We start from the raw sequence: 24,198 nt of genomic DNA on the forward strand, positions 1-24,198 counted from the left end.
CTGCCACGACGGGCCGTTTGTCGAACCATCTCGGACGCCGGCCCGTCGCGATCCCCGTCGGAGCCCTGCTGTCGGGGACGCTGGTCGAGTTCGAGCCGGCCCCGCGCATCCTGATCTACTCGGTGGTCGCCGCAGTGCTGGTGGTCCTCGCCGTGGGCCTGTTCCTCAGCCCCGTCGCTGGTATCGCGCAGGGTGCCGCGAACGCGGGCGGCATGCGCGCCGGGCTCGCCGGCGTCTCGGCCGGCGACCGAGCGGGACTCTTGGCGACCATCTACCTCATCTCGTATTCTGGTGCGGCCGTCCCCGGTCTTGTGGCCGGCCGAATGGCGGCGTCGGTCGCCCCCGACCACATCGCACTCGGCTACGGCGTACTCATACTCATCGCGTCGATCGTCGCAGTGTCCACGCTGAACCGCCGGCAGCTGTCATGATGCCCGCCGCCTGTTGGCGGAAGGCGCATCGGCTGCACTCATCACCATGGTGGCTGTGGACAACTACTTCAGCGTCACCCGCATCGGCATCGAGGTGTAGCCGCGCAGCCAGTGGTTGAGTTTGCGCACTGGCTCGGCCGTGACCTCGAACGAGTCCACGCGGGTGGCGAAGGCCTTCAGCAGGCATTCGGCCTCCATGCGGGCCATCATCTGGCCCACGCAGGCGTGGATGCCGTAGCCGAAGGCCGAGTGGCCGCGGACGTCGCGGGTGATGTCAAAGGCCTCCGGGTCGGTCCAGCGGCGCGGGTCCCGGTTGGCGGCGGAGAGGCAGTTGATGATCTTCTGCTCTGGTTCCAGCACCACGCCGCCGAGTTCGGTGCGCGTGCCCACGGTCCGGCCGATGTAGGGGCTCGGGGCATGGCAGCGCAGGGTCTCCTCGAAGACCGTGCGGGCCAGGGACGGGTCCTCGCGGAGGGCGGACCAGGCGTCCGGGGTGCGGGACAGGGCCAGCAAGGCGTTGCCGATCCCGAGCATGGTGGTGTCCAACCCGGCAGAGAGGAAGGTCCGCACCAGCAGTCCGGCCGTCTCCTCCGTGATGGCACCCTCGTCCGCCGCGGTGAAGAACTTTCCGGCCAGCTTGGTCTGGTCCAGGTTCTCGCGGCGCATCTGCCATTCCACGTACTCCGTGGCCTCGGCCGCCTGGACCACCGCCTCCTCGTAGAGTGCATCGTCTCGAGGGCCCATGGCCTGGAAGTTCAGGTTGGCGTACTTCAACAGATACTGCCGCCCCTCGGGGGCCAGGCCGACAGCGTCCGGCAGCACCCGCAGTGGGTAGGCCTCGGCGAGGTCTGTCACGGCATCGAATTCGCCCCGGCCGCAGACCTCGTCCACCACGGCGAATGCCTCGGCCTGGAAGTCCTCCTTGAGCTGCTTGACGACCTTGAGGGAGAGCACGGAGTTCATGAGCTTGCGCGTGGCGGTGTGCTGCGGCTGGTCCTGTTCCAGGATCACGCTCGGCTTGCGCCAGTTCGCCTCCAGCGCGGTGTTCGTCAGGCCGGTGCCGTGCGAGGAGATGAAGGTCTCCTGGTCCAGGAAGATCTCCTGGACCAGGTCCGCCCGCCCGGTGGCCCAGATGCCGTGGGACTCGAGCCAAACGATCGGGCCTGCCTCGCGGATCGCGTCCTCGACGGGGTGCGGGTCCTGCAGTGAGGGGACGGAGAAGGGGTCCATGTCGAGAGTGGGCGCGCCGCTGGCCACGGTGGTCATGGTCTCTCCTTCACCGGCTCAGAGGCCGCTCGTTGCAATTGCAACTCAGTGTGCCATGAGTCACTACCTCAAGCAATGTCCGAGGCCTTGCGCAGGCGCCGCTCTTCATCAATCCGGGCGATGTGGGATGAGAAGTTCGTCTCCGCGAAGGTGACCATCTCGGTGATGCGGCGCGGGGGCCGGCGTCGGGCTTGGGGTTTGAGCCAGGCGATGTGGACGAAGACATTCCCGTCCTGGACGTGCAGGGGGACCTCGACCACCGGGTGGCCGTCCACGGTCCATGGGGAGGCGTCCGGTTGCACCAGGATGGCCACCCCCAGGCCCTTGCCCACGAGGGCGCGGGTGAGCGGCAGGGACGAGGTGACCCAGGCGATGCGCTCGTCGTCCTCCGTGGTGGCCAGATCCCGGAGCGTGTTGGCCTTGCTGGGGGCATCGCCAAGCAGGATGATCTTCTCCGCGGTCAGGTCGGCCAGCGTCACGGAGGGCCGGTCCGCCAACGGGTGGTCGGCCGGCATCAGGACGTAGGGCGGTCGCTCGAGGATGGGCTGGTGGTCCACCTCGGCCGGGACCTCATGGAGGTAGGTGAACCCCACATCGATGGCACCGGACGTCAAGCCGGCCATCAGCTCGGCATGCTGGACCTCCACGAAGGACAGCTCCACCAGGGGGTGCTCCGCGGCGAAGTCCCCCAGGAGCAGGGGCAGCACGTAGGGGGCCAGAGTCTGATAGACGCCGATCGTCAACGGGCCGCGCAGCTGACCGTCCCGCTCCTGCAGGATCCGGCCGGCTTCCTGGGCGGTGTGGAGGACGATCCCCGCCTCACGGTGCAGTTGGCGGCCGGCGGCGGTGGGCCAGGCGCCCTGGGCCTTGCGGCGGACGAGAAGCCGTTGGCCGACCTGCTTCTCGAGCTCGTCGATCGCGGAGGACACCGAGGACTGGGCCGTGTGCAGGTCACGGGCGGCGGCGGAGAGGGAGCCGGTGCGCACCACGGCATCGAAGATCTCCAACTGGCGCAGGGTGAAGGGCAGGGCCATGCGGCTCCTTTATCGGTAATAGCGATGAACTACCCCTAATCTTCCACTTTGCGCCGATGTGGTGTCCAGCACATTCTGGAGGTCACGCCACCCTCAGATCCCGGCTTTGCCGCCGGGCCGACCTCCCAGGAGCCCACCATGCCCACCATCACGTATCACCAGCCCGGCGGCGACACCCAGGTCATCGAACTGGAGAAGCCCGACCGCATCATGCAGGCGGCGCTGAAGAACAGCGTCCCCGGAATCGTCGGGGAATGCGGTGGCCAGGCGATGTGCGCCACCTGTCACGTCTACGTCCGCGAGGAGTACCTGGACGCCCTGCCGGAGATCGGCGACGACGAGGAGGAGATGCTCGAGGTCACCGCGTCCGAACGTGATGAGCGCCGCAGCCGCCTGGGCTGCCAGATCGAGGTCGGCGGCAGCGGTCTGGAGGCCATCGAGGTCGACGTCCCGGAAGAGCAGGTCTGAGCCATGGGCGCGCAGCAAACCCAGAACCAGAGCTCGTCCGCAGCGGCAGACCAGGGCACTCGCGGCGTCGTCATCATCGGCGGCGGCCAGGCCGGACTGCAGGCCGCCGCGTCCCTACGCTCCGAGGGCTTCACCGGCCAGGTCACCATCGTGGCCGAGGAGCCCGGCCTGCCGTATCAGCGGCCGCCGCTGTCCAAGGACTACCTGAAGGCCCGTCTCACTGACGGTTCGGACGGTGCTGACGGTTCGGCCGGCACCTCGGCCTCGCCCCTGCCCCTGCGCGGTGAGGCGTTCTTCGCGGAGCAAGACATCGAGCTGCGCACCGGCACCGTCGCCACCAGCGTGGACCGGCAGGCCAAGACCGTCACCCTCGCGGACGGCACGGTGCTGGGCTATGACTCGCTGGTCTTCGCCACCGGAGCCCGCAATCGGGAGCTGCCGACCCCGGGCATCGACCTGCCGGGCATCCACGGACTGCGCACCCTGGCCGACGCCGAACAGCTCGGTGCCGCGCTGGACACCGCGAAGAACGTGGTCGTGGTCGGCGCCGGGTTCATCGGCCTGGAATTCGCGACGGCGGCCCTCGCCCGCGGCTGCCAGGTCACCGTCCTGGAGTTCGCGCCCCGCCCGATGGGCCGCGCGCTCACCCCGCTGCTGGGCGACTGGTTCGCCGGCGCCCACCGCGACCTGGGCATCGACCTGCGGCTGAACGAGGGTATCGCCTCCTTCGAGGCCGGCGACGACGGTCGGGTCGCGCTCGCCGTCTCGACCACCGGGGACCGGTACCCGGCCGACCTGGTGGTGGCCGGCGTCGGGGTCCAGCCCAATGACCAGCTGGCCGCCGCGACCGGGCTGGAGACCGCCAACGGGATCGTGGTGGATGCCCGCCTGCGCACCGTGGACCCGGACATCTACGCGATCGGGGACTGTGCCGCGTTCCCCTGCGTGCACGCCGGGGGGCCGTTCCGGCTCGAATCCGTGCAGAATGCCACCGACCAGGCCCGGCATGTGGCCAAGGTGATCCTCGGCGCCGACGAGACCTACGAAGACCTGCCGTGGTTCTGGTCCACCCAGGGCCCGTTCCGGTTGCAGATGGCGAACATCGTGCGGGCGGACGACGAGACCGTGGTGGTGGGGGATGCGGATCCTGCCCACCCGAAGTTCTCCGTGCTCTGCTTCCGAGACGGCATCCTGGCCGCCGTGGAGTCCGTGAACATGCCCAGCGACCACCTCTCGGCCCGGAAGATCCTGGCCGCGGGCCTCGAGATCACACGCGAGGAGGCCCTGTCCGCGGGGTTTTCCCTCCGGGCGGCCTACAAGGAGCGGACCCAGCCCGCGGCGGTGGTGTAGCCGGCACCCAGCACGTGCGCCGCCACCGTGTGGGCTAGGCGGGAAGCACCAGCGCGAGGATCACCACGATCGGCAGGGAGATGACCGAGGAGATGGACGTTGACATGGTGAGCGTCTTGAGGGATCCCTTGGTAGTGAGGCCGAGCAGCGAGTTGAACATCCAGAAGAAGTTGCTGTTCACCTGGAGCGCGAACATGGCGCCGGAGGCGATGGCCAGGCCCATCGCGATGGGGCTCACGTCCACTGCGCCGAGCACCGGTGCGATGATGCCGGCCGCCGCGATGGCTGCGACGGAGACCGAGCCGATGGCCAGGTGCAGCAGCGCCGCGACGAACCAGGCCAGCACGATGATGAGGATGGTCGGCATGCTCTCATTCGCCGTGAACAGGCCGGCCAGGACCTGGTCGAGTCCGGAGGCGCCGATCACGGCACCCAGCGAACCGCCCACGCCCGTGATGAGCAGGATCTCGCCCGTGGTGTGGAAACCCGACTGCAGCGCATCCTGCGTGCGGCCATTGCCGTTCGTGATCCGGGAGATCAGGTAGGCCCCGAGCAGGCCGATGAACAGGGCGATATTGGCGTCCCCGAAGAACTCGATGACCGGGTTGGTGAACTCGAAAAGGCCTGCGAAGGCCCCGAAGGCGATGAGGACCAGCGGTACGATGATCGGCAGGAACAGGACCACCAGTGGTAGTTCACGCGCCGGCGCAGTGCTGGCAGAACCGGTCGTTCCACCGCCGCCGGTGGACCCACCGCCACCGGTGGTTCCTGCGTGGCCGACGGAGTCCGCGTGGGCCTCCTGGAGGCGGGCCTCCTCGAGCTCCGCAACGGGGGTCGCTCCCTCGTCGGAGGCGGGCTTCCAGTAGTTCGTCCGTAGGATGAGGCGCATCACGAGCGTGGTGAGGAGGGCCGTGACTGGCCCGAGGACGAGGCCGTAGAGGAGCCAGTCGCCCAGCGGGATATCCATCAACCCGGTGATGGAAAGGGCAGCCAGACCGGGGACGACGAACACGTAACCCGAGAAGATCCCCGTGCCGAGCGCCGCGGCCAGCAGGGGCAGGCCGTGCTTGCCGATCTTCGGCGCGGCGGATCGTGCGACCGGGGCCGCGAGGACCACCTGGACATCCACGTAGATGGAAGGCATCACCACGGACAGCAAGGCGGCCATCGAGTACGGCAATCGATCCGCGCCCACCGTCCGCACGAGGACCGTCACGAGGCGAGTGAAGGCGCCACTGGCGTGCAATTGGGAGCCGATGAGCACGCCGAAGCCGATGAGCAGCCCGACCTCGACCATGATCTCACCAAATCCCGTGGTGATCGCCTCGATGGTGCCGGCCAGGCCCACCCCGGTGGCGATCCCCAAGTAGAGGGAGCCGAGGACCAGACTGATGACCGGATCCACTTTGAGCCGGATGATGAGGACCACGATCACCAGGATGGCGATGAGGGTGTGGACGGCAATCATGGTGAGACCTTCCGCAAGAGCTGGAGGCGTCATTCATCGTGCGGAGTCGAATGGCCTAGGGATGTTTTGACTCGCCGACTCTAGCAATCGTGTGAACCGCAGCACAAAGGAGCCCCGCGGCCTCGGCCGGGCCGTGGGGCTCCTGGGGCGGAGCGATCAGCCGACGGGCGTGCTGTCCGCCTCACCGGACGAGGGCCCGGCCTTCAACAGGCCCAGGGCGTGCGGCTCCTGGAAGTTTCTCAGGCCGATCGTGCCCATCTCGCGGCCGATGCCGGACTGCTTGATGCCGCCGAAGGGGGCACGTTGGTCCAGCAGGGCGGGCCCATGGGTGTTGTGGAAGACGTAGCCGGCCTGCAACCGGGAGCCGACCTCGATGGCGGTCTGCTCGTCAGAGGTCCACACGGAGTTGCACAGGCCGTACTGCGTGTCGTTGACCATCCGGATGCCGTCCTCGAGGTCCTCGAAGGTGAGGATCGGGATGGTCGGTCCGAACTGCTCCTCGGTGACCACGCGCAGGGCCGGGTCCGGATCCAACACGAGCGAGGGGCGCATGAAGTGTCCCTCGGCCCATTCGCCGCCGGGGAGGTCGCCGAACTCGCGGACCTCGGCACCGGAGTCCTTGGCCTCCTGGACCAGGGCCTGCACGAACTCGAGCTGCGCCTTCTGGTGGAAGGGGCCCATGGTGGTGGAGGAGTCCGTGGCCGGGCCGAGCTTGACCTGCTCCAGGCGCTGGGTCAGTTCCGCCACCAGCTCGTCCCTCTTGGAGGAGTGGACGTAGATGCGCTTGGCGTTCATGCAGACCTGGCCGGTGGTGCCGAAGATGCCCATGAACAGCAGGTCCATGTTCTGTTCGGTGAACTCGGCGTCCTCGAGGATCAGCACGCCGTCATTGCCCCCGAGTTCCAGGGTGACGTTGGTCAGCGTCTGCGCCGCCATGGTCATGATCCTCTTGCCGCCACCGACGGAGCCGGTGAAGCAGACCTTGGCCACGTCCTGATTGGAGACCAATGCCTCACCGATCTCAGCATCCTCGCCGGTCACCACGTTGAGCACGCCGGCGGGCAGTCGCTCAGCCACGCGCTGCACGGCGCGGGTGGTGGCCAACGGGCAGGAGGGCGGTGGCTTGACCACCACGGTGTTACCGGCCATCAGGGCGTAGGGCAGGGAGGCGCCGAGGATGGCGATGGGCCAGTTGAAGGGCACGATGATCGTCACCACGCCCATGGGCTGATGGGAGATGCGCACCTCGGTGGGCGGTCCCGGAAGGGTCTCGACGGCGTCCACCTCCTCGGCGAGGCCGATCGCCAGCTCGAAGCGCTGGGCCAGGCCCATCAGGTCGAAGGTCGATTCCCCGACGACCTTGCCGTTCTCGGAGGAGAGGATGGCGGCCTCCTGTTCGGAACCCTCCATGATGGCGGCCGCGGCCTCGGTCAGGGCCTTGCCTCGTTCGGCTCCGGACAGGGTGGCCCAGGCCGGAAAGGCGTCCTGGGCGGCGGCGACGGCGGCCAGTGCCTGCTCGCGCGACGCGGCGGCCGCCTGGCCCACCACCTCAGAGGGCTTGGCGGGATTGACGATGGTCAGCTTCGACTCGCCCTGGTGCTCCCGGCCCCCGTAGTACAGCGGCGTGTTGGGACGATCGTGGTCCTCGATGCTTCCCGGAGATGGGGAGGTGGTGGTGTCAGTCATGATGCCTCTTTCAGGGATGATGAATGCGGCCGATCTGAAGTGAAATGCCTAAAACAAGTGCGGTGGAAACCGATTCCGCGGTGAGACGGTGGGCTCCTGCGACGCAGGCGCGGCGGCGTGAGCCATATCACTTCAAGGATAGTGAACCAAAGCTGGTCGGTTGCGTCAAGGAGGTGCCGCCGCTCAGGCGTCATTTTTGGTGCCATTAAGCTCGGTTGGGTGGATTCTGCAATAAAAGCCCAGGTCAGACGGCTCCTTGGGTAGTTAGCGCAAATTTGAGTGAAATACCCCTTTACGTGGACCCCTGTGGGGGCCTATGGTCTCGGGAGACATAGATCACATCTCAGCGAAGTGGCTGGGCAACGCGATTTTCCCGGGGGAACACATGGCGGCAACGATCATCAGGCCGGAGACAGATGTCTCTGAGTTGGAAGACCTTTCGTACGATCTGAGGGAGAAATTGCTCCTTCTCTGCGGAGAGTATGACGGTTCAGTGCACATAGGTGGTGACCTTTCCTGTGCTGACATATTGACCTTGTTGTTCCAGTACGGGATGCACGTGGATCCACAGGACCTGCACAACCCCGAACGGGACCGGTTCGTCCTCAGCAAGGGCCACGCAGCGGTCTGCATGTACATCACGATGGCCATCCGCGGGTTCTTCGACTACCGGGAGATCGTGGACACCTACGGCCAGCTCGGCTCCGCCTACGGCATGCACCCGTGCAAGGTGCAACTGCCCGGTGTGGAGGTGTCCACCGGCTCCCTGGGCCACGGGCTCCCGCTGGCCACCGGTATGGCCCTGCATGGCAGGCGTAGCGGCATGGACCACCGCGTCTTCACCCTCATGGGGGACGGCGAGACCGGCGAGGGGTCCGTGTGGGAGGCGGCCCTGGCAGCCCACAGCAACAACCTCGGCAACCTGGTGGCGTTCATCGACCGCAACCGCCAGCTGATGACGAGCTTCTCCGAGGAGCGCGTGAAGCTCGAGCCGTACCCGGACAAGTGGCGGGCCTTCGGCTGGAACGTGATCGAGGTGGACGGCCATGACATGGGCGCCCTCGTGGCAGCCTTCGACTCCCTGCCGGACCCGGACTCGGACACCCCCACGGTGATCGTCTGCGACACGGTCAAGGGCAAGGGCGTGGACTTCATGGAGGCCAATCTCGCCTGGCACGCCGGATCCCTCAATGACAAGGACCTCCAGCGTGCCCTCGCCGCGTTGGCCGATGGACGAAAGGCGGCATGACCATGGCCATCAACACCGCGAGTAGTGTCCCCACCAACACGGGCTCTGCAGATAGTTCCGCGGCTACGGCGGGCATCCCCGGCGATCCCGAGCCGACCACCTCGTTCACCTTCGGGGAGTTGCTCTCCTCCCGGACCGTGATCGGCCAGACGCTCAAGGAACTCGGCGAGACCCATGACAACCTGTGGGTGCTGACCCCGGATATCGGGGCGACCCTGGTCGAGTTCCGGGACACCTACCCGGACCGGTTCGTGGACGTGGGACTGTCCGAGCAGGCCTGCGTGGGTATCGCGGCCGGCCTGGCCAACGAGGGCAACATCCCCGTGGTCTCCGGCATGCTCCCCTTCCTGAGCATGCGCGCACTGGAGCAGGTCCGCTCGGACATCTGCTATCCCAACCTCCCCGTGAAGATCGTCGGCACCCATGGCGGGCTGGTCGGCAACGGCGGCTCCACCCACTACGCCGTCGAGGACCTGGGCCTGATGACCTCCCTGGTGAACATGACCGTCACCTCCATCGGTGATCCGCTGATGGTCGGAGAGGTCCTTCGCCAGTCCATGTCCATGACGGGGCCGCTCTACATCCGCCTGGCTGTGGGCAAGAAGGACAAGGTGATCTACGAGCCCGGCTCCGTCGCCGTGGAGATCGGCAAAGGCATCACCGCCCGCGAGGGCACCGACCTCACCCTCTTCGCGCACGGCGAGACGGTGTCCCAGGCTCTCGAGGCCGCGGAGGTCCTGGCCGCCGAGCACGGCATCGACGCCCGCGTGGTGGACATGTTCACGCTCAAGCCGATCGACGCCGACCTCATCCAGCGCTGCGCCGAGGAGACCGGCCGCTTCGTGGTGGTCGAGGACCACCTGGCCTATGGCGGGCTGGCCTCGCAGGTCTCGGACGTCATCGCGGATCGGGGCTTGCGGCTCGAGGGCTTCCGGCGGCTCGGCATCCCCCAGGTCTTCGCGGGCTTCGGCGAGGACACGGAGCTCCGGGACAAGCACGGTTACGGACTGCAGGCCACCGTGGACGCGGCCCTCGCCGTGACCGAGAACCGTCCTTCCGCATGTGCAAACCAGGGGAGCGCCGCATGACCAGCACCACCACCACCGTCAGCGCCGCTCCAGAAGGGACACCGGGTGGTGTCGAGACCATCGCGGTCACCCGCATCGGCAGCCTTCGAGCGCCCGACGCCGGCCAGCGCGGCAGCATCGGCGTCGTCACCTTCCCTGCGGACGAGGTGGGGCCGCAGGATGTGCGCATCACCGTTGCCTACGCCGCGATCTGTGGTTCCGACCCGCACCTGGCCGAGGGGTTCTTCGGCACGGACGTGCCGATCGGGCTGGGACACGAGATCTCCGGCGTCGTGGCCGAATTGGGTCCGCAGGTCCGCCGGACCGACCTGCAGGTGGGGGACCGCGTCTCCGGCAACTTCGTCCGCTTCTGCGGGGCCTGCCAGCCGTGCCAGGACGGACGCCAGCAGTTCTGCGAACACCTGGGCGACTACAACCGCCCCGGCATGGCCCGGTCCGTCGTCTGGCACGAATCCCAGATCTACAAGCTCCCGGAGGAGGTCTCCCTGCTCAAGGGCTGCCTGCTGGAGCCGACGTCCGTGGCCGTGCGGATCGCGGACAAGACCCGTGTCCGCGCCGGCGACCGGGTGGCGATCTGTGGCGGCGGGCCCATCGGTCAGCTCACCCTGCAACTCATGGCGCGGTACGGGGCCACCTCGCTCACGCTCATCGAACCGATCGCGGAGCGGCGCGAACTCGCCCGGCAATTCGGCGCGCTGCACGTGATCGACCCCAATGATGACTCCCTGGAGGAGCGGGCACGCGAGATCACCGCGGGGGCGGGATACGACGTCGTGATCGATGCCTCCGGCTCCCGGCACGCGGTGGCGGGGCTGCTGGACATCGCGGCCCCGGGCGGCACCGTGGTCTACGGGGCCATGTACCCGGAGGACTACGAGCTGCCGCTCAACCTCTCCGACTACCTGTACCGCAAGGAACTGACCCTCACCGGGGTCTTCGTCTCCCCGTACACGTTCCCGCGGGCCGTGAGGCTCTTGGCCGAACTGGACCTGGAGCCCTTCCTGCAGTCGGTCCTCGACCTGGAGGACGCGTCCGAGGCCTTCGAGACGCACGTGAGCGGCGAGCATCCGAAGGTGGTCATCCGCTGCAACGACCTTTCGGAGCCCGGCACCGAGAGGGCGTGTCGGCGATGAGCACCGCAACCGCAGAGACCGCTGCCCCTCAGGCCGAAGAGCTGGTGCTGCAGGCGCAGGGCATCTCCAAGCACTTCGAGGGTGTGGCCGCCCTCACGGACGCCCGGCTCGACGTCCGGCCGGGAGAGATCCACGCGCTGCTGGGAGAGAACGGTGCCGGCAAGTCAACGTTGATCAAGATCCTGACGGGGGTCTACCGGCCGGATGCCGGCTCGATCGCCTCGGACGGCGAGCCCGTGCAGTTCACCGGGGTGAAGGACGCCCATCAGGCCGGCGTGGTGGCCCTGTACCAGGAACTGTCCATCGTGCCGACGATCAGTGTGGCCGAGAACATCCTGCTCGGTGAGCGCACCCCCAACACCGCGGGCCTGGTGCGGTGGCCGGAGGCCAACCGTGAGGCCCGCCGGCACCTGGATCGTCTCAATCAGCGCATCCCCGTCCGTCGGTTGGCGGGACAGCTCTCGCCGGTGCAGCAGACGATGGTGGCCGTGGCGCGTGCTCTGGCCGCCGACGCTCGCGTTCTCATCCTTGATGAACCCACCGCCTCCCTGACAGATACCGAGATCAAGGACCTCTTCGCGGTACTGCGCAGCCTGCGCGACGAGGGGGTCGGGATTGTCTACGTCTCACACCGTCTGGAGGAGGTGTTCGAGCTGTGCGACCGCGTGACCATCATGCGCAACGGATCGACCATCTCCACCCGGGACGTCGCGGACATCACGATCGACGGAGTCATCTCCACCATGGTCGGCCGCGCCCCGGGGGAACTGTATCCGGACCGGGGAACCGCGACGGACCGCGCCGTGGTGTCGGTTGAGTCACTGACCGGTCGCCGGGTCCAAGACGTCTCGTTCGCCGCGCATGCCGGTGAGGTCCTCGGTATCGGGGGCCTGGCAGGGTCCGGTCGCAGTGAACTCTTGCGCCTGCTGGCCGGGGCCCAGAAGGCCACCGGTGGCACCATCACGGTGGCGGGGCGCGTACTGCCCGCCAAGGGCGACGTCGGCGGGGTCCTGAATGCGGGCATGGTGTTGGTTCCCGAGGAGCGCCGCAGTCAAGGCGTGTCCCTGAACGCCTCGATCCAGGACAACATCGCCCTGGCCAATCTGGAGAAGGTCAGCACCGGCGGATGGGTGTCAGCCCGACGCGTGACCGAGCTGGCGCGCCGGAGCATGGAGAACCTGCGGATCAAGGCGCGCGGCCCACGGCAGCACGTCGGTCTGCTCTCGGGAGGCAACCAACAGAAGGTCGTCCTGGCCAAGATGTTGGCCCGGGAGCCGCACGTGCTGTTGCTCGACGAACCCACCCGAGGGATCGACGTCGGCACCAAGGCCGAGATCTACCGGCTCATCCGCGAGCTCGCTGCCCAGGGGACCACGATCATCGCCGTGAGTTCCGAATTGCCCGAACTGATCGGTCTCTCCGATCGGATCCTCATCATGCACGAGGGACGGATCTCCGGGCAGGTGCCCGCCGAGGGCGCCGACCAGGAACTCCTGCTCTCCTACTGCTACGGAAGGAATGCCTGACATGGCAACCACCGAAACCGTCTCGGCAGCGCCATTGCCTCAAGACCGGCCCGACGAAACCCGTGAAGAGCGCAAGTCCCTCTCTCAGATGGTGCTCCAGAGCGGCACCATCATCGCCCTGGTGGGGCTGATTGTCATCTTCGGAGTCCTGAGTCCCAGTGGATTCCTCAGCCTGGGGAACCTGACAAACATCCTGGCCCAGGTCGCCATCCTGACCATCATCGCTGGGGCCCAGACGATCGTCATGGTCACCGGGCATTTCGATCTCTCGGTCGGCACCACGGCCACCCTCTCCGGAGCCAGCGCCTCGGCCTTCATGTTGTCCGGTCTCCCGGTACCCGTCGCCATCATCCTGGGGCTGCTGGTCGGACTGGGAGTGGGCATGATCAACGGCTTCCTGGTGGCCTTCCTGAACATCTCGGCCATCGTGGCCACCCTGGCAACCCTGACCACCGTCGGCGGTCTCGCCTTCATCGTCACGGACGGCACCACCCTGTACGGCATGCCCGAGGTCTTCTTCTGGGTCGGCCAGTCCCGCATCGCCGGCCTGCCCATGCCCGTGGTGATCGCCCTGGTCGTCGCCCTGGTCATCTGGGTCGTGCTGAAGTACACCACAGTCGGCCGCCGGTGGTACGCGGTCGGCGGTAATGCAGACGTGGCTCGGTTGTCCGGCGTCAGCGTTCGCAGCAACGTGTTCTGGGCCTTCGCCCTGGCCGGCTTGGTCTCCGGGCTCGGCGGCATCGTCCTGGTCAGCCGGCTGTCCAGCGCCAGCGCCACCAGCGCCAACGACTACATGATGCTGGCCGTGGCAGCGGTGTTCCTGGGCATGACACTCTCCAACTCCGGCCAGGCCAACCTCGGCGGAACCCTCGTGGGCGTCGGCATCATCGGCGTCCTGCAGAACGGCCTGAACATCGTGGGAGTCAACACCTACGTGCAACAGGTGCTGACCGGAATCATCATTGTCGCCGCCGTGCTGCTCTCCTCCTTCAAATCACGCCGGGCGTGACGCCCGTCAGTCGTCCTCTTCATCACCCCTTGTCACCCTTCTATCCCCACACCACGGTGTGCCCTACCTCGGGAGAAACCCATGCGCACTCGACTGAAGATCATCACCGGCCTCGCCGCGGCCGCCATGCTCGGCCTGACGGGCTGCTCGGCCCCCGGCGCTGATGCCGGAGCAGCGGGAAGTTCCGGAGGCTCTGGCGATGACGGCACCTTCACGGTCGCCGCCTTCACCGCCGGCTACGCGACGCCCGGCGGCAAACTGACCCTGGACAAGTTCGTGGAGGAGGGCAAGGCCAAGGGCTGGGACATCACCCTGTACACCTCCGACTTCGACTACGACAAGATCAACTCGGACATGCAGTCCGCCATCACCCAGGGGGTAGACGTCATCCTGGCGGGCTTCCCCGATCCACGCCAGATCGCCCCGCTCGTCAACTCCGCCGAGTCCGCGGATATCCCCATCTTCTCCATCGATGGCGGGGTGGAACCCAACGAGGACTTCGTGGAGGACGTCACCTTCGACCAGGACCAGCTCGCCTCACTCACCGTGGGCGCGCTCGAGGAAGCCATGGGCGGCCTTGAGGGCAAGGACGTCATGGTGATCGGCCACGATCCCCACATCGGCATCATGACCCGCAGCAACCTCGCCTACGACATGCTCGAGGAGGCCGGGGCCAACATCGCCGGCGGTGAGATGAAGCAGGCCCTGAACCCGGGCACCTCCCAGGAGGAGGCGCTGAAGTTCGTCACCGACTTCCTGCAGGCCAACCCGGACGGCCTGGACGGCGTGTGGGTCGGTTGGGACCACGCGGCGCTGGGCGCCGCGCAGGCCATCGACGAAGCCGGTCGGGATGACATCTACGTCACCGGCGTGGACGCGCTCGGCGTGGCCGTCGAGGAGATCAAGAAGGACGGTCCGTTCTATGCCTCCGTCCACCAGGACTGGTTCTCCGTCGTCGACGTCGTGGTCGAAGACATCGAGGCCTACCGGGCTGACGGAACCCTGCCTGAGGAGAACTTCGTCGAGGTCGAGGGCGAGTTGATCGACCGCGACAACGCAGCGGACTTCACCCCGTCCATGTGACCGCGGAAGCGTGTCGGCTGTGCGGTAGTTCCACCGCCGCCGGCCGATCACGCCCCCAACCCAGGAGACCGATGAGAGAGGCCCGTACCCATGATGTCCACCACTGACCAAGCCCTCCCCGCCCACGGAACCGACCGGCTCCTCGACCTGTTCTCGATGCGCGACGACATCGTTGTGGTCACCGGGGCCTCGAGCGGCATCGGCCGCGCTGCAGCCGAGATCTACGCCGACGCCGGTGCCACCGTCGTCGTGCTCGGCCGGGACCAGGGCCGACTGGACGAGGTTAGGGACGCGATCACCGCCACCGGGGGCACGGCCCACGCCTTTGCCGCCGACCTGGCCGCGCCGGGCGCCGTCGACGAGGTGCTGGAGCGGATCGTGGCCGAGGTGGGCCGTCCGACGGTGGTGGTGGCCAATGCCGGCATCGCCGGTGGCGGCAGCTACCGCACGGAGGGCGGGGCCATCGGCCGGTACGCGGACGAGGAATGGCGGGACGTGGTGGCCACCAACCTCCACGGCACCTTCGAAACCGTCCGCGCCGCCGCCCGTGTGCTGCCGGACCACGGCCGGATCCTGGTGACCTCCTCCACCGCCGGGCTGCGCACCGACCCGATGGTCTCCTATGCCTACGGCGCCACCAAGGCCGGGATCATCAACCTGGCCCGGCAGGCCGCCCTGGAACTCGCGCCCCGCGGGATCCGCGTCAACGTCATCGCCCCCGGCCCCTTCAAGGGCACCCGGATCGGCGGGGACGCCGTGCTGGACGAGGCGGGGGAACGGATGTGGGAAGAGACCATCCCGCTCGCCCGGATGGGCACCATGGCGGAGATCCAAGCACCGATGCTCTTCCTCGTGGCACCCGGCAACTCGTTCGTCACCGGCGCCGTCCTGGCCGTGGACGGCGGTGCCCTGGCCTTGTCCCACACCATGTTCTGATCCCGGTGCCGTGAGCACTACGACCCTATTGTCCTGCCCACCGGCCCAGGGCACTGTCCTTCACGCAGTACCTTTCAAGGAGCATCCATGACGACCCTGACGAACAAAGTCCTCCTCATCACCGGCGGAGCGAGCGGCATCGGCCGCGCCACCGTGCGCCGCTGCGCCGAGAAGGGTGCCAAGGTGATCGTGGCCGACCTGAATCTCGCCGGTGCCCAGTCGGTGGCCGACGAGGTCGCTGCGGCCGGTGGCACGGCACACGCTGTGGCCGTCGATGTCTCGGACTTCGCCGCCGTCGAGCAGGCCGTGCAGTCAGCCGTGGACGCCTTCGGCCGGCTGGACGGCATCTTCAACAACGCGGGCATCGCCGGCGGCAAGCCGCTGCTGGACCACGATCCGGCCAAGGACTACCACCCCATGATCCGAATCGACCAGGACGGCGTGTACTACGGCATCCTGGCCGCGGCGCGGCAGTTCGTGAAGCAGGGCGGGGGAGGGGTCATCGTCAACACGTCCTCCATCTACGGCGAGCAGGCTGCTGAGTTGTCCTTCACCTACAGCGCCGCCAAGGCCGCCGTCATCTCCTTCACCCGCTCGGCCGCCTACGAACTGGCTGAGCACGGTACCCGCGTGCTGGCGATCACCCCGGGACGTGCGAACACTGCGATCATCCAGCAGTTCCCCCAGAAGCTGCGGGACCTGTTCGCCTCCGAGCAGTTGCGCAACAAGATGACCGAGCCGGAGGAGATCGCCAACGTGGTCGCCTTCCTGTTCTCCGAGGAGTCCAACGCCATGAACGGCACCGTGGTGAACGTGGATGACGGCTACTCGGTGTTCAAGCACCGCTTCGAGCTGCCGGAGTTCTGAGATGCGGGTGGACCTGGCCTGCCAGAGCGCGGCGTTCACCACGGACCCCTTCAGCGAGGAGTTCACCCGCTCGCTTCCAGTCCTGAAGGACGCCGGATACCGGCGCGTGGTGCTCGGCCCGCTGGATCCGTCCAGCCGCGGGATCGAGGCCCTCGGACAGCGGATTCACGACGCCGGCCTGGCCCCCATCACGATGGCCGTCCAGTCCCCGGAGGCGAACGTCATGTCTGACGAGCCGACCGTGCGCCGGCGCGGATTCGAGCAATTGTGCCGGTTCGTGGACATGACGGGGCGGATGGGCGGGGACCAGCTCAACGGGGTGCCCTACGGCGTCCACGGTGACACCACCGCTCGGCCCGCAGAGGGAACGCTCGCCAACACGGCGCAACTGGTGGGTGACGTGGCTGATGAGGCCGCCGCCGCCGGGGTCCTCATGACCTTCGAGGTGGTCAACCGGTACGAGACCGCCGTGCTGAACACCGCGGCCCAGGCCGTGCGGTTCGTGGAGCTCTCCGGCTCGAGGAACCTGAAGATCCACCTGGACACCTTCCACATGGCCATCGAGGAACCGGACCTGGTCGGGGCGGTGGCCCATGCCCTGCCCCACCTCGGGTACCTGGAGTTCGGGCAGTCCTCCCGCGGACTGCTCTCCAAGGGTTCCCTGGACCTGGCCCGGGTCCTGGAGGAGGTCCAAACCCTGGGCTATGCGGGCCGGTTCGGCGTGGAGGGATTCAGTCGTGCCGTCATGCAGGAGCCGGTGGCCGATGCGCTGAAGATCTGGGACACCACCTTTCGCACGGGCGAGGAGTTCGTCCGTGACGCTGCCGGCCTGTTCGTTTGAGGCTTCGCCGGAGAACCTGATCGAGACCTGCCCCACGGCCGGCGCGAGACGCCGGGCCGGGGTGGATAGATTGGGTGGCATGTCCCCGGAACGCGATGACCTGCTGGCCTATCCCCGCCCGTCCGTGGCGGCCGACGTCGTGCTTCTGACCGTGGCCGACGGGGAACTGAACGTGGTCCTGCGGAAGCGGGACCAGGGCAGCCATGCGGGGGAGTGGATGCTGCCGGGCACCATGCTGCGCGAACGCGAGCGGCTGGGTGACGCGGTGCTGCGGTGCCTGGACACGCGGATGCACATCCAGGGCCGCTCGCCGCGGCAACTGCACGTCTTCGACGACCCGGCCCGGGACGAACGCGGTTGGGTGCTGACCGTGACCCACCTGGACGTACTGCCGTTGTCCGCGTTGACGCTGGGTCTGCAGCATGGCCATGGCCAGCTGCGACCGGTGTCCCAGGTGCACGGCCTGCCCTTCAGCCACGACGAGATCATCGCGTGGGCCGTGAAGATGGTGCGCTGGGAGTACGGCCAGGCCCCGGACCCGTGGAACCTGCTGGACTCCCAATTCACCATGACCCAGCTTCGCCAAGCCCATGATGCCGTGGCGGGAGCCGTCCATCAGAAGGACACCTTCCGGCGGACCATGGAGCCGCTCCTCGAGGCACTCGAAGAGCGGGCCGTGCCGCCAGGCGGCAACGGCCTGGGCCGTCCGGCCCGGATCTACCGGAAACGCCCGGACGGGTACCAGCCCGTGCTGATCATGGCCTAGCGCTACGGGATCGGGAGGGTCTCCCCGCCGCGGATCCTCTTCATGACCATGGTGGAGCCCAGGCGCTGGACGCCGGGCAGGCTGCCGAGGGCGGTGTCGTAGAGCTGCTGGTAGGCCGCCAGGTCCGGGGTGAGGATGCGCAGGAGGTAGTCGGGCTCGCCGAAAAGCCGCTGGGCCTCGACGATCTCCGGGATCTCCCGCGCGGCGGCCTCGAACGCGCCGACGGTCTCGACGTCGGTACGCCCCATGGTGACGAAGACGATGGCCTCGAAGTGCAGGCCGATGGCCTCCGGGGAGACCACGGCTCGGTAGCGCTCGATCGCCCGCGACTGCTCGAGGTCCTTGAGCCGGCGGTGGCAGGCGGAGAGGCTGAGGCCGACTTTCTGGGCCAGCACGGTGGCGCTCATGCGCCCGTCCTCCTGCAGGAGGGAGAGGATCTCCCGGTTGATCGCGTCCATGCCGGAAAGTATTCCACCCCAGGGGCGATTCCGTGCGGTAATTCGAAGCACATCTCGCGCGATTCTCCGTACGATCTACAGCCAGGAGAAGGGGAGTGCAGTATGGACGCGGCATTGATGGCACAGTTCTGGCTCGTGGCGGTACTGCTCGCCCTGACGCCGGGGGCCGACTGGGCGTACGCGATCTCCGCCGGCCTGCGCGCGCGGTCCGTGGTGCCCGCCGTGGCCGGCATGGTCACCGGCTACGCGCTCGTGGTGACCCTCGTGGCCGTGGGTGCCGGTGCCCTCGTGACGCAGTACCCCGCGGCACTGACCGTGCTGACCCTGGCCGGGTCGGTGTACCTACTCCACCTCGGGATCACCACTCTGGTCGCACGGACGGAGGCGCCCTCCGCCAGCGCCGAACCATTGGGGACCGGCCCGCTGTCCCAGTTCCTCCGGGGCGCCGGGATCAGTGGAATCAACCCCAAGGGGTTGCTCTTGCTGCTCGCGCTCCTGCCCCAGTTCACGTCGGGTGGCGGAGCCTGGTCCTCGACAACCCAGATGTTCGCCCTGGGGAGCCTGCACGTGGCCAACTGCGCGGTCATCTACCTCGTGGTGGCCCTGCTGGCGAAGCGGATCCTCCGCTCGCGGCCCCGCATCAGCGCCGCCGTGGTCAAGGTCGCCGGGATCCTGATGACCCTGATCGGGGCCAGCATCCTCGTCGAGCAGGGGCTGGCTGTCCTCTGAGGGGCCTCAGCCGCACAGGGGTGCCCTGCTGCCTGAAGGAGTGACGTTGCCCGAACAGTACGGTCGTTCCACGTGGCGAGAGCGACTGGTCCGGCACCTGCCCCCTCGATACCCTGGCGGATGAACCCAGGGCGGTCTTTCCGGGGTGCCACACGGTTCCGCGTGGCTGCGGAGAAGACGGCCGCCAAAACAGGTTGATCAGGAGACTCCGCCGTGAAGATCGAAGCACTGGTTGTCGAAGAGAAGAACGCCCCCTTCGTCCGGGAGGAGCTCGAACTCGAGCAGCCGGGCCCCGGCGAGGTCCTGGTGCGGGTGGTGGCCTCCGGGGTGTGCCACACGGACGCCATCACCCAGGCAGGGGACATGCCCCTGCCGCTGCCCGGCGTGCTCGGCCATGAGGGCTCGGGGGTGGTGGAGGCCGTCGGCGAAGGCGTGGACTCGGTGGCGGTGAAGGACCACGTCATCATGGGCTGGCCCTACTGCGGCCACTGCCGGAACTGCCGCCGCGGCGAACACCGTTACTGTGACCTGCTCGGTCCGGCCGTGGCCAGCGGGCGGCGGTTCATCGGTCCGCAGGCCGGGACCTCGGCCTATACCCGTGCCGATGGCTCGGCAATCTCCGGGCACTTCTTCGGCCAGTCCTCCTTCGCGACCTATGCGCTGGCCAACGCGAATGCCCTGGTGACGGTGGACCCGGAGGTGCCACTGGAGCTGGTGGGCGTGCTCGCCTGCGGCATCACCACCGGTGCCGGTGCCATCCTGAACACCGCCCGTCCCGCCGCCGGCGAGTCGGTGGTCGTCTACGGCGCGGGTGCGGTGGGACTCGCGGCGGTCATGGCGGCCCGGAACACCCCGACCACCACGATCATCGCCATCGACCTGCACGACTCCCGGCTGGACCTGGCCACCCGCTACGGTGCCACCCACGTCATCAACTCCGGCCGCGAGAATGCCCTGGAGCGGATCCTGGAGATCTGCGGCGGTCCGGCGGACTACGCCGTGGACTGCACCGGGGTGGTGGCCGTGATCGAGGAGGCCGCCGAGGCGATCGGGATGATCGGCACGCTGATCCTGATCGGTGGGGCGCCGGCCGAGGCCCGGTTCAGCCTGGATCACCAGCGGACCCTGTGGGGCAAGCACGTGGTGGGCACTCTGGGCGGCTCCGGGACTTCCCAGGACCTGATCCCCGCCCTGATCGCGCTCTACCAGCAGGGCCGGTTCCCCTTCGACGAGCTGGTCCGGTACTACGACTTCGACCAGGTGGACCAGGCGTTTGCCGACTCCAAGACGGGCGAGACCATCAAACCGGTGTTGCGGATCGGCTAGTGCAGGGTGTCCGATGAACCGGAGCCGGACTATCGGCGTTGCTCGAACGCCGCGTCGAAGGACGCGGACGGCGCCGGGAAGTCCAGCTTCCTCAGCACCGCGAGGGCCTCCGGTGCACCGTGCAGCCGGTCCATCCCGGCGTCCTCCCACTCGATCGAGATCGGCCCGTCATAGCCGACCGCCGCCAGCGAGCGGAACGCGTCCTCCCACGGCACATCACCTCGTCCCACCGAGACGAAGTCCCAGCCGCGCCGCGGATCGCCCCACGGCAGATGTGAGCCGAGCACGCCGTTTCGGCCTCCGCCCATCCGCATCCGGGTGTCCTTGCAGTCCACGTGGTAGATCCGGTCGGCGAAATCGGAAATGAACGCCACCGGATCGATCCCCTGCCACATCATGTGGCTCGGATCCCAGTTCAGGCCGAACGCCTCGCGGTGGCCCACGGCTTCCAGCGTCTTGACCGTCGACCAGTAGTCGTAGGCGATCTCAGTCGGATGCACCTCTAGGGCGAACCGCACCCCGCACTCATCGAAGACATCCAGGATGGGGTTCCACCGGTCGGCGAAGTCTTGGTAGCCGGCGTCGATGACATGCCCAGGCACGGGTGGGAACAGGGTCACGTACTGCCAGATGGAGGACCCGGTGAACCCGACGACGGTGTCCACTCCCAGCCGCCGTGCCAGCCGTGCGGTGTTCTTGAGCTCCTCGGCCGCCCGCTGACGGACGCCTTCCGGGTCGCCGTCGCCCCACACCCGGTCGCCGACGATTGCCTGGTGGCGGAAGTCGATCGGATCGTCGCAGACCGCCTGACCCGTCAGGTGGTTCGAGATGGCCCAGACGCTCAACCCATACCGCTCCAGGATGCCAAGGCGCTCGGCGATGTAGTCGTCATCGTCCCAGCGCCAGGCGTCGAGATGCCCGCCGGAGACCGCGATCTCCAATCCGTCGTAGCCCCAGCCGGACGCGAGGCGGGCGACTTCTTCGAGGGGCAGATCGACCCATTGGCCGGTGAACAGTGTGTAGTTGCGTGCCATCCGGTTGCTCCTTCGGTTCGGGGTTCTGTGGTGCGGCGGCCCTGCTGCTAGCCGGTCGCCGTCCAGGCACTGCAGTGTTCCGCGCTGCGCTGGACGCCATCGAGAACGCGCTGCACCTGGTAGCCGTCGGCGAAGGAGGGCTCGGGCTGCCGACCCTCGGTGACGGCCTCGACGAAGTCCCGGGCCTGGTGCACGAAGCCGTGCTCGTAGCCGAGTGCGTGACCGGTGGGCCACCAGGCGGACATATAGGGGTGCTCGGGCTCAGTGACCATGATGTCGGTGAAGCCCTGCCGGGTGCCGGGGGCCGTCGCGTCATAGAAGCCCAACGAGTTGTAGTCCTCCAGGTCGAACGCGATCGCGCCGAGGGATCCGGAGACCTCGATGCGCAGGGAGTTCTTGCGCCCGGTGGCCATGCGGGTGGCCTCGAAGGAGCCGATGGCACCCCCGTCGAAACGGGCGGTGAACAGCGCGGCATCGTCCACGGACACCCGGCCGCGCTCCGACGCCGACTCCGGGAGGGGCCGTTCCTCGACGAACGTGTTCAGGATGCCGCTCACGCCGGCCACCTTCTGGCCGGTGATGAACTGGGACAGGTCAACGGCATGGGCTCCCAGGTCACCGAGTGCGCCGGAGCCGGCATGCTCCTTCTGGAGCCGCCAGGTCAGGGGTGCCTCGGCGTCGTACAGCCAGTCCTGCAGGTAGGCGGCACGGACCTGGCGGACCTCGCCGACAGCACCGGACCGGACGAGATCGCGGGCGAAAGCCGCCGCAGGCACCCGGCGGTAGGTGAACCCGATCATGGCGAAGACGTTCGCCCCGGTCCGTTCAGCGGCCTCGGCCATCGCCGCAGCCTCCTCGAGGGTGTTCGCCAGTGGCTTCTCGCACAACACGTGCTTGCCGGCCTGCAGTGCGGCGATGGCCATCTCGGCGTGAGATCCGCCGGGGGTCACGATGTCCACCACGTCGATGTCCTCACGCTCGATGGCGGCCCGCCAGTCCGTGGCGGTCTCCGCCCACCCCCACCGGGCGGCGGCGGCCTCGACGCCGGCGGCCTGACGGCCAACCAGCAACGTCATCTCCGGACGGGCAGACAGATCGAAGAACCTGGGCGCCACCCGCCATCCCTGCGAATGGGCGGCTCCCATGAAACCGTGCCCGATCAGGGCGATCCTCAGTGGTGGTACGGGGCGGGGCATGGTCTCTCCTGCAGGGGGCGTCGGCTGGACGACGGATGGATGACGGCTCGTTGAGGGCGGCCTGCGGGGCGGGGCGTTCCGCGGGGGAACGTCCCGCCCCGCACTGGATGGCTCTACGACTCGAACGCGGTGGGGAGGTACTCCTCAACGTTCTCGCTGGTGACCACCGGGGCGTTCAGGACGATCCGCTTGGGGACCTCCACCTCCACCAGATCGCTCATGGCCTTGTCCTGGGCGATCAGCCGCGCCAGCCGGACCCCGTCGGCCGCCTGGGTGGACGGATAGATCACCGTGGCCTGGAGGACGCTTTCACCGGACTGGATCTCCCGCATGGCGTTGGCGGAGCCGCCGCCGCCGACCATGATGAACTCATCGCGGCCGGCATTGTCGATAGCCGACAGGACACCGATGCCCTGGTCGTCGTCATGGTTCCAGAGGGCATCGATCTCCGGGGCGGCTGCGAGCAGCTGAGACGTGGCGGCCTCGCCTCCCTGGACCGTGAAGTCGGCGGCCACGCGATTGTCCACGTCGAGGCCGCACGCCTCCAGAGCGTCGGCAAAGCCCTGGCTGCGGTCCTGGGTCAGCGGCAGGGAGTCGATGCCGGCCACCTCCGCGACGACGGCGTCCGGAGTGTCACTCATCTGCTCGCAGATGTAGTTCCCGGCGCTCTGGCCCATGCCGTAGTTGTCCCCGAGGATCGTGGTGCGGGCCGCTGCCGGGCTGGAGAATTCGCGGTCCACGTTGACCACCGGGATCCCGGCTTCCATGGCCTTGGTGGCGACGGCCGTGAGGGCGGCACCGTCGGTGGGGAGCAGGACGATGGCGTCCACGCCGTCGTTGATGAACTGCTCCACCTGGCTGATCTGCAGGTTGGCGTCGTTGGTGCCCTCGGCCACGCGGAAATCGATGTCACCGTACTGCTCCGCCTCGGCGGTGGCGGCGGCGTTGATGGCCCCGAGCCAGCCGTGGTCTGCCGCGGGGCCCGAGAAGCCCACGACCACGGTCTCGCCCTCCTCAGTGTTTCCCTCCACGGAGGCATTGGTGGGCTGGGTACTGTCACCGGCTGATCCGGATGAACAGCCGGCGACGAGTGCACCGACCGCCAGGAGGGCGCCGGTGGTGACGAGCATTGACCGTCCGGTTCGAATTGCGAGCATGTCTGTCTCCTCGATGAGTGGTGCGTCTGCGTCGGGTGGAGCCTGCTTCCGAAAGACGGCTCATCGACGTGATGCGAGTCACAATAACAGAACCACG

23 protein-coding genes are annotated in these 24,198 nt (G+C 67.9%); 15 read left to right on the top strand and 8 right to left on the bottom strand.

The features are described 5' to 3' along the window. Positions 1-17: 17 nt before the first annotated feature. Positions 18-431 (top strand): hypothetical protein, encoded by a 414-nt coding sequence (locus C8E99_RS12840; protein WP_115932608.1) that lies wholly within the window; start codon positions 18-20, stop codon positions 429-431. A gap of 63 nt (positions 432-494) precedes the next feature. Here C8E99_RS12840 and C8E99_RS12845 read toward each other — a convergent pair whose 3' ends face one another. Continuing rightward, a complete protein-coding gene (locus C8E99_RS12845) occupies positions 495-1,697 on the bottom strand; it encodes a cytochrome P450 (RefSeq protein WP_115932609.1) in 1,203 nt (400 codons plus the stop codon). A 68-nt stretch (positions 1,698-1,765) separates the two neighbouring features. Next, a complete protein-coding gene (locus tag C8E99_RS12850) occupies positions 1,766-2,731 on the bottom strand; it encodes a LysR family transcriptional regulator (protein WP_115932610.1) in 966 nt (321 codons plus the stop codon). 138 nt (positions 2,732-2,869) lie between these two features. Here C8E99_RS12850 and C8E99_RS12855 point away from each other — a divergent pair, with 138 nt between their 5' ends. Then, positions 2,870-3,199 (top strand): 2Fe-2S iron-sulfur cluster-binding protein, encoded by a 330-nt coding sequence (locus C8E99_RS12855; protein WP_115932611.1) that lies wholly within the window; start codon positions 2,870-2,872, stop codon positions 3,197-3,199. A 3-nt stretch (positions 3,200-3,202) separates the two neighbouring features. After that, positions 3,203-4,549, top strand: coding sequence for an NAD(P)/FAD-dependent oxidoreductase (locus C8E99_RS12860; protein WP_115932612.1), 1,347 nt, complete (start codon positions 3,203-3,205; stop codon positions 4,547-4,549). 34 nt (positions 4,550-4,583) lie between these two features. Here the strand turns inward: C8E99_RS12860 and C8E99_RS12865 are convergent, their stop codons facing one another. Beyond that, the gene (locus C8E99_RS12865; RefSeq protein WP_115932613.1) at positions 4,584-6,017 is read right to left on the bottom strand and encodes a GntP family permease; all 1,434 of its coding nucleotides are present in this window, start codon (positions 6,015-6,017) and stop codon (positions 4,584-4,586) included. A gap of 156 nt (positions 6,018-6,173) precedes the next feature. Continuing rightward, positions 6,174-7,703, bottom strand: coding sequence for an aldehyde dehydrogenase family protein (locus tag C8E99_RS12870; protein ID WP_115932614.1), 1,530 nt, complete (start codon positions 7,701-7,703; stop codon positions 6,174-6,176). 385 nt (positions 7,704-8,088) lie between these two features. Here C8E99_RS12870 and C8E99_RS12875 point away from each other — a divergent pair, with 385 nt between their 5' ends. The 10 genes from C8E99_RS12875 to C8E99_RS12920 all read left to right on the top strand — a co-directional run bounded on the left by C8E99_RS12875 (position 8,089) and on the right by C8E99_RS12920 (position 18,201). Continuing rightward, complete coding sequence (locus C8E99_RS12875) at positions 8,089-8,952, top strand: transketolase (RefSeq protein ID WP_281269069.1); 864 nt, start codon at positions 8,089-8,091, stop codon at positions 8,950-8,952. Next, positions 8,949-10,040 carry a transketolase family protein gene (locus tag C8E99_RS12880; protein WP_115932616.1) on the top strand — a complete coding sequence of 364 codons (1,092 nt, stop codon included), beginning with the start codon at positions 8,949-8,951 and terminating at the stop codon, positions 10,038-10,040. The genes C8E99_RS12875 and C8E99_RS12880 overlap by 4 nt, the downstream gene beginning before the upstream one ends. Beyond that, a complete protein-coding gene (locus tag C8E99_RS12885; protein ID WP_115932617.1) occupies positions 10,037-11,173 on the top strand; it encodes a zinc-dependent alcohol dehydrogenase in 1,137 nt (378 codons plus the stop codon). The genes C8E99_RS12880 and C8E99_RS12885 overlap by 4 nt, the downstream gene beginning before the upstream one ends. Further along, complete coding sequence (locus C8E99_RS12890) at positions 11,170-12,699, top strand: sugar ABC transporter ATP-binding protein (RefSeq protein WP_115932618.1); 1,530 nt, start codon at positions 11,170-11,172, stop codon at positions 12,697-12,699. Before C8E99_RS12885 ends, C8E99_RS12890 begins: the two co-directional genes overlap by 4 nt. 1 nt (position 12,700) lies before the next feature. Further along, positions 12,701-13,708: an ABC transporter permease gene (locus tag C8E99_RS12895; protein WP_245952331.1), complete on the top strand. Its 1,008-nt coding sequence runs from the start codon at positions 12,701-12,703 to the stop codon at positions 13,706-13,708. Between the two features lie 81 nt (positions 13,709-13,789). Further along, a complete protein-coding gene (locus C8E99_RS12900; protein ID WP_115932620.1) occupies positions 13,790-14,791 on the top strand; it encodes a sugar ABC transporter substrate-binding protein in 1,002 nt (333 codons plus the stop codon). Positions 14,792-14,881: 90 nt separating this feature from the next. Continuing rightward, positions 14,882-15,727 carry an SDR family NAD(P)-dependent oxidoreductase gene (locus tag C8E99_RS12905; RefSeq protein WP_115932621.1) on the top strand — a complete coding sequence of 282 codons (846 nt, stop codon included), beginning with the start codon at positions 14,882-14,884 and terminating at the stop codon, positions 15,725-15,727. Between the two features lie 87 nt (positions 15,728-15,814). Next, positions 15,815-16,594: an SDR family NAD(P)-dependent oxidoreductase gene (locus C8E99_RS12910; RefSeq protein ID WP_115932622.1), complete on the top strand. Its 780-nt coding sequence runs from the start codon at positions 15,815-15,817 to the stop codon at positions 16,592-16,594. 1 nt (position 16,595) lies between these two features. Then, complete coding sequence (locus C8E99_RS12915; protein ID WP_170144604.1) at positions 16,596-17,435, top strand: sugar phosphate isomerase/epimerase family protein; 840 nt, start codon at positions 16,596-16,598, stop codon at positions 17,433-17,435. A 79-nt stretch (positions 17,436-17,514) separates the two neighbouring features. Next, positions 17,515-18,201 carry an NrtR DNA-binding winged helix domain-containing protein gene (locus C8E99_RS12920; RefSeq protein ID WP_115932624.1) on the top strand — a complete coding sequence of 229 codons (687 nt, stop codon included), beginning with the start codon at positions 17,515-17,517 and terminating at the stop codon, positions 18,199-18,201. A gap of 2 nt (positions 18,202-18,203) precedes the next feature. On the opposite strand, the gene C8E99_RS12925 is transcribed toward C8E99_RS12920, so the two are convergent. Continuing rightward, a complete protein-coding gene (locus tag C8E99_RS12925; protein ID WP_115932625.1) occupies positions 18,204-18,659 on the bottom strand; it encodes an Lrp/AsnC family transcriptional regulator in 456 nt (151 codons plus the stop codon). Positions 18,660-18,776: 117 nt separating this feature from the next. Here C8E99_RS12925 and C8E99_RS12930 point away from each other — a divergent pair, with 117 nt between their 5' ends. Next, positions 18,777-19,388, top strand: a complete 612-nt coding sequence (locus tag C8E99_RS12930; protein WP_245952333.1) for a LysE family translocator — start codon at positions 18,777-18,779, stop codon at positions 19,386-19,388. Between the two features lie 213 nt (positions 19,389-19,601). Then, positions 19,602-20,714, top strand: coding sequence for an NAD(P)-dependent alcohol dehydrogenase (locus C8E99_RS12935; RefSeq protein ID WP_115932627.1), 1,113 nt, complete (start codon positions 19,602-19,604; stop codon positions 20,712-20,714). A 29-nt stretch (positions 20,715-20,743) separates the two neighbouring features. Here C8E99_RS12935 and C8E99_RS12940 read toward each other — a convergent pair whose 3' ends face one another. The 3 genes from C8E99_RS12940 to C8E99_RS12950 all read right to left on the bottom strand — a co-directional run bounded on the left by C8E99_RS12940 (position 20,744) and on the right by C8E99_RS12950 (position 24,101). After that, a complete protein-coding gene (locus C8E99_RS12940; protein ID WP_115932628.1) occupies positions 20,744-21,748 on the bottom strand; it encodes a sugar phosphate isomerase/epimerase family protein in 1,005 nt (334 codons plus the stop codon). Positions 21,749-21,795: 47 nt separating this feature from the next. After that, positions 21,796-22,944 (bottom strand): Gfo/Idh/MocA family protein, encoded by a 1,149-nt coding sequence (locus tag C8E99_RS12945; RefSeq protein WP_211309047.1) that lies wholly within the window; start codon positions 22,942-22,944, stop codon positions 21,796-21,798. 113 nt (positions 22,945-23,057) lie between these two features. Continuing rightward, positions 23,058-24,101, bottom strand: a complete 1,044-nt coding sequence (locus tag C8E99_RS12950) for a substrate-binding domain-containing protein (RefSeq protein ID WP_115932629.1) — start codon at positions 24,099-24,101, stop codon at positions 23,058-23,060. Positions 24,102-24,198 lie beyond the last annotated feature (97 nt).

Source organism: Citricoccus muralis (assembly GCF_003386075.1).
Lineage (GTDB): Bacteria > Actinomycetota > Actinomycetes > Actinomycetales > Micrococcaceae > Citricoccus > Citricoccus muralis.

Bases quoted from the DNA above. Each gene is read 5' to 3' on its own strand.
- C8E99_RS12845 (WP_115932609.1), bottom strand. From the start codon at position 1,697: ATGACCACCGTGGCCAGCGGCGCGCCCACTCTCGACATGGACCCCTTC.
- C8E99_RS12850 (WP_115932610.1), bottom strand. From the start codon at position 2,731: ATGGCCCTGCCCTTCACCCTGCGCCAGTTGGAGATCTTCGATGCCGTG.
- C8E99_RS12855 (WP_115932611.1), top strand. From the start codon at position 2,870: ATGCCCACCATCACGTATCACCAGCCCGGCGGCGACACCCAGGTCATC.
- C8E99_RS12860 (WP_115932612.1), top strand. From the start codon at position 3,203: ATGGGCGCGCAGCAAACCCAGAACCAGAGCTCGTCCGCAGCGGCAGAC.
- C8E99_RS12865 (WP_115932613.1), bottom strand. From the start codon at position 6,017: ATGATTGCCGTCCACACCCTCATCGCCATCCTGGTGATCGTGGTCCTC.
- C8E99_RS12870 (WP_115932614.1), bottom strand. From the start codon at position 7,703: ATGACTGACACCACCACCTCCCCATCTCCGGGAAGCATCGAGGACCAC.
- C8E99_RS12875 (WP_281269069.1), top strand. From the start codon at position 8,089: ATGGCGGCAACGATCATCAGGCCGGAGACAGATGTCTCTGAGTTGGAA.
- C8E99_RS12880 (WP_115932616.1), top strand. From the start codon at position 8,949: ATGACCATGGCCATCAACACCGCGAGTAGTGTCCCCACCAACACGGGC.
- C8E99_RS12885 (WP_115932617.1), top strand. From the start codon at position 10,037: ATGACCAGCACCACCACCACCGTCAGCGCCGCTCCAGAAGGGACACCG.
- C8E99_RS12890 (WP_115932618.1), top strand. From the start codon at position 11,170: ATGAGCACCGCAACCGCAGAGACCGCTGCCCCTCAGGCCGAAGAGCTG.
- C8E99_RS12895 (WP_245952331.1), top strand. From the start codon at position 12,701: ATGGCAACCACCGAAACCGTCTCGGCAGCGCCATTGCCTCAAGACCGG.
- C8E99_RS12900 (WP_115932620.1), top strand. From the start codon at position 13,790: ATGCGCACTCGACTGAAGATCATCACCGGCCTCGCCGCGGCCGCCATG.
- C8E99_RS12905 (WP_115932621.1), top strand. From the start codon at position 14,882: ATGATGTCCACCACTGACCAAGCCCTCCCCGCCCACGGAACCGACCGG.
- C8E99_RS12910 (WP_115932622.1), top strand. From the start codon at position 15,815: ATGACGACCCTGACGAACAAAGTCCTCCTCATCACCGGCGGAGCGAGC.
- C8E99_RS12915 (WP_170144604.1), top strand. From the start codon at position 16,596: ATGCGGGTGGACCTGGCCTGCCAGAGCGCGGCGTTCACCACGGACCCC.
- C8E99_RS12920 (WP_115932624.1), top strand. From the start codon at position 17,515: ATGTCCCCGGAACGCGATGACCTGCTGGCCTATCCCCGCCCGTCCGTG.
- C8E99_RS12925 (WP_115932625.1), bottom strand. From the start codon at position 18,659: ATGGACGCGATCAACCGGGAGATCCTCTCCCTCCTGCAGGAGGACGGG.
- C8E99_RS12930 (WP_245952333.1), top strand. From the start codon at position 18,777: ATGGCACAGTTCTGGCTCGTGGCGGTACTGCTCGCCCTGACGCCGGGG.
- C8E99_RS12940 (WP_115932628.1), bottom strand. From the start codon at position 21,748: ATGGCACGCAACTACACACTGTTCACCGGCCAATGGGTCGATCTGCCC.
- C8E99_RS12945 (WP_211309047.1), bottom strand. From the start codon at position 22,944: ATGCCCCGCCCCGTACCACCACTGAGGATCGCCCTGATCGGGCACGGT.
- C8E99_RS12950 (WP_115932629.1), bottom strand. From the start codon at position 24,101: ATGCTCGCAATTCGAACCGGACGGTCAATGCTCGTCACCACCGGCGCC.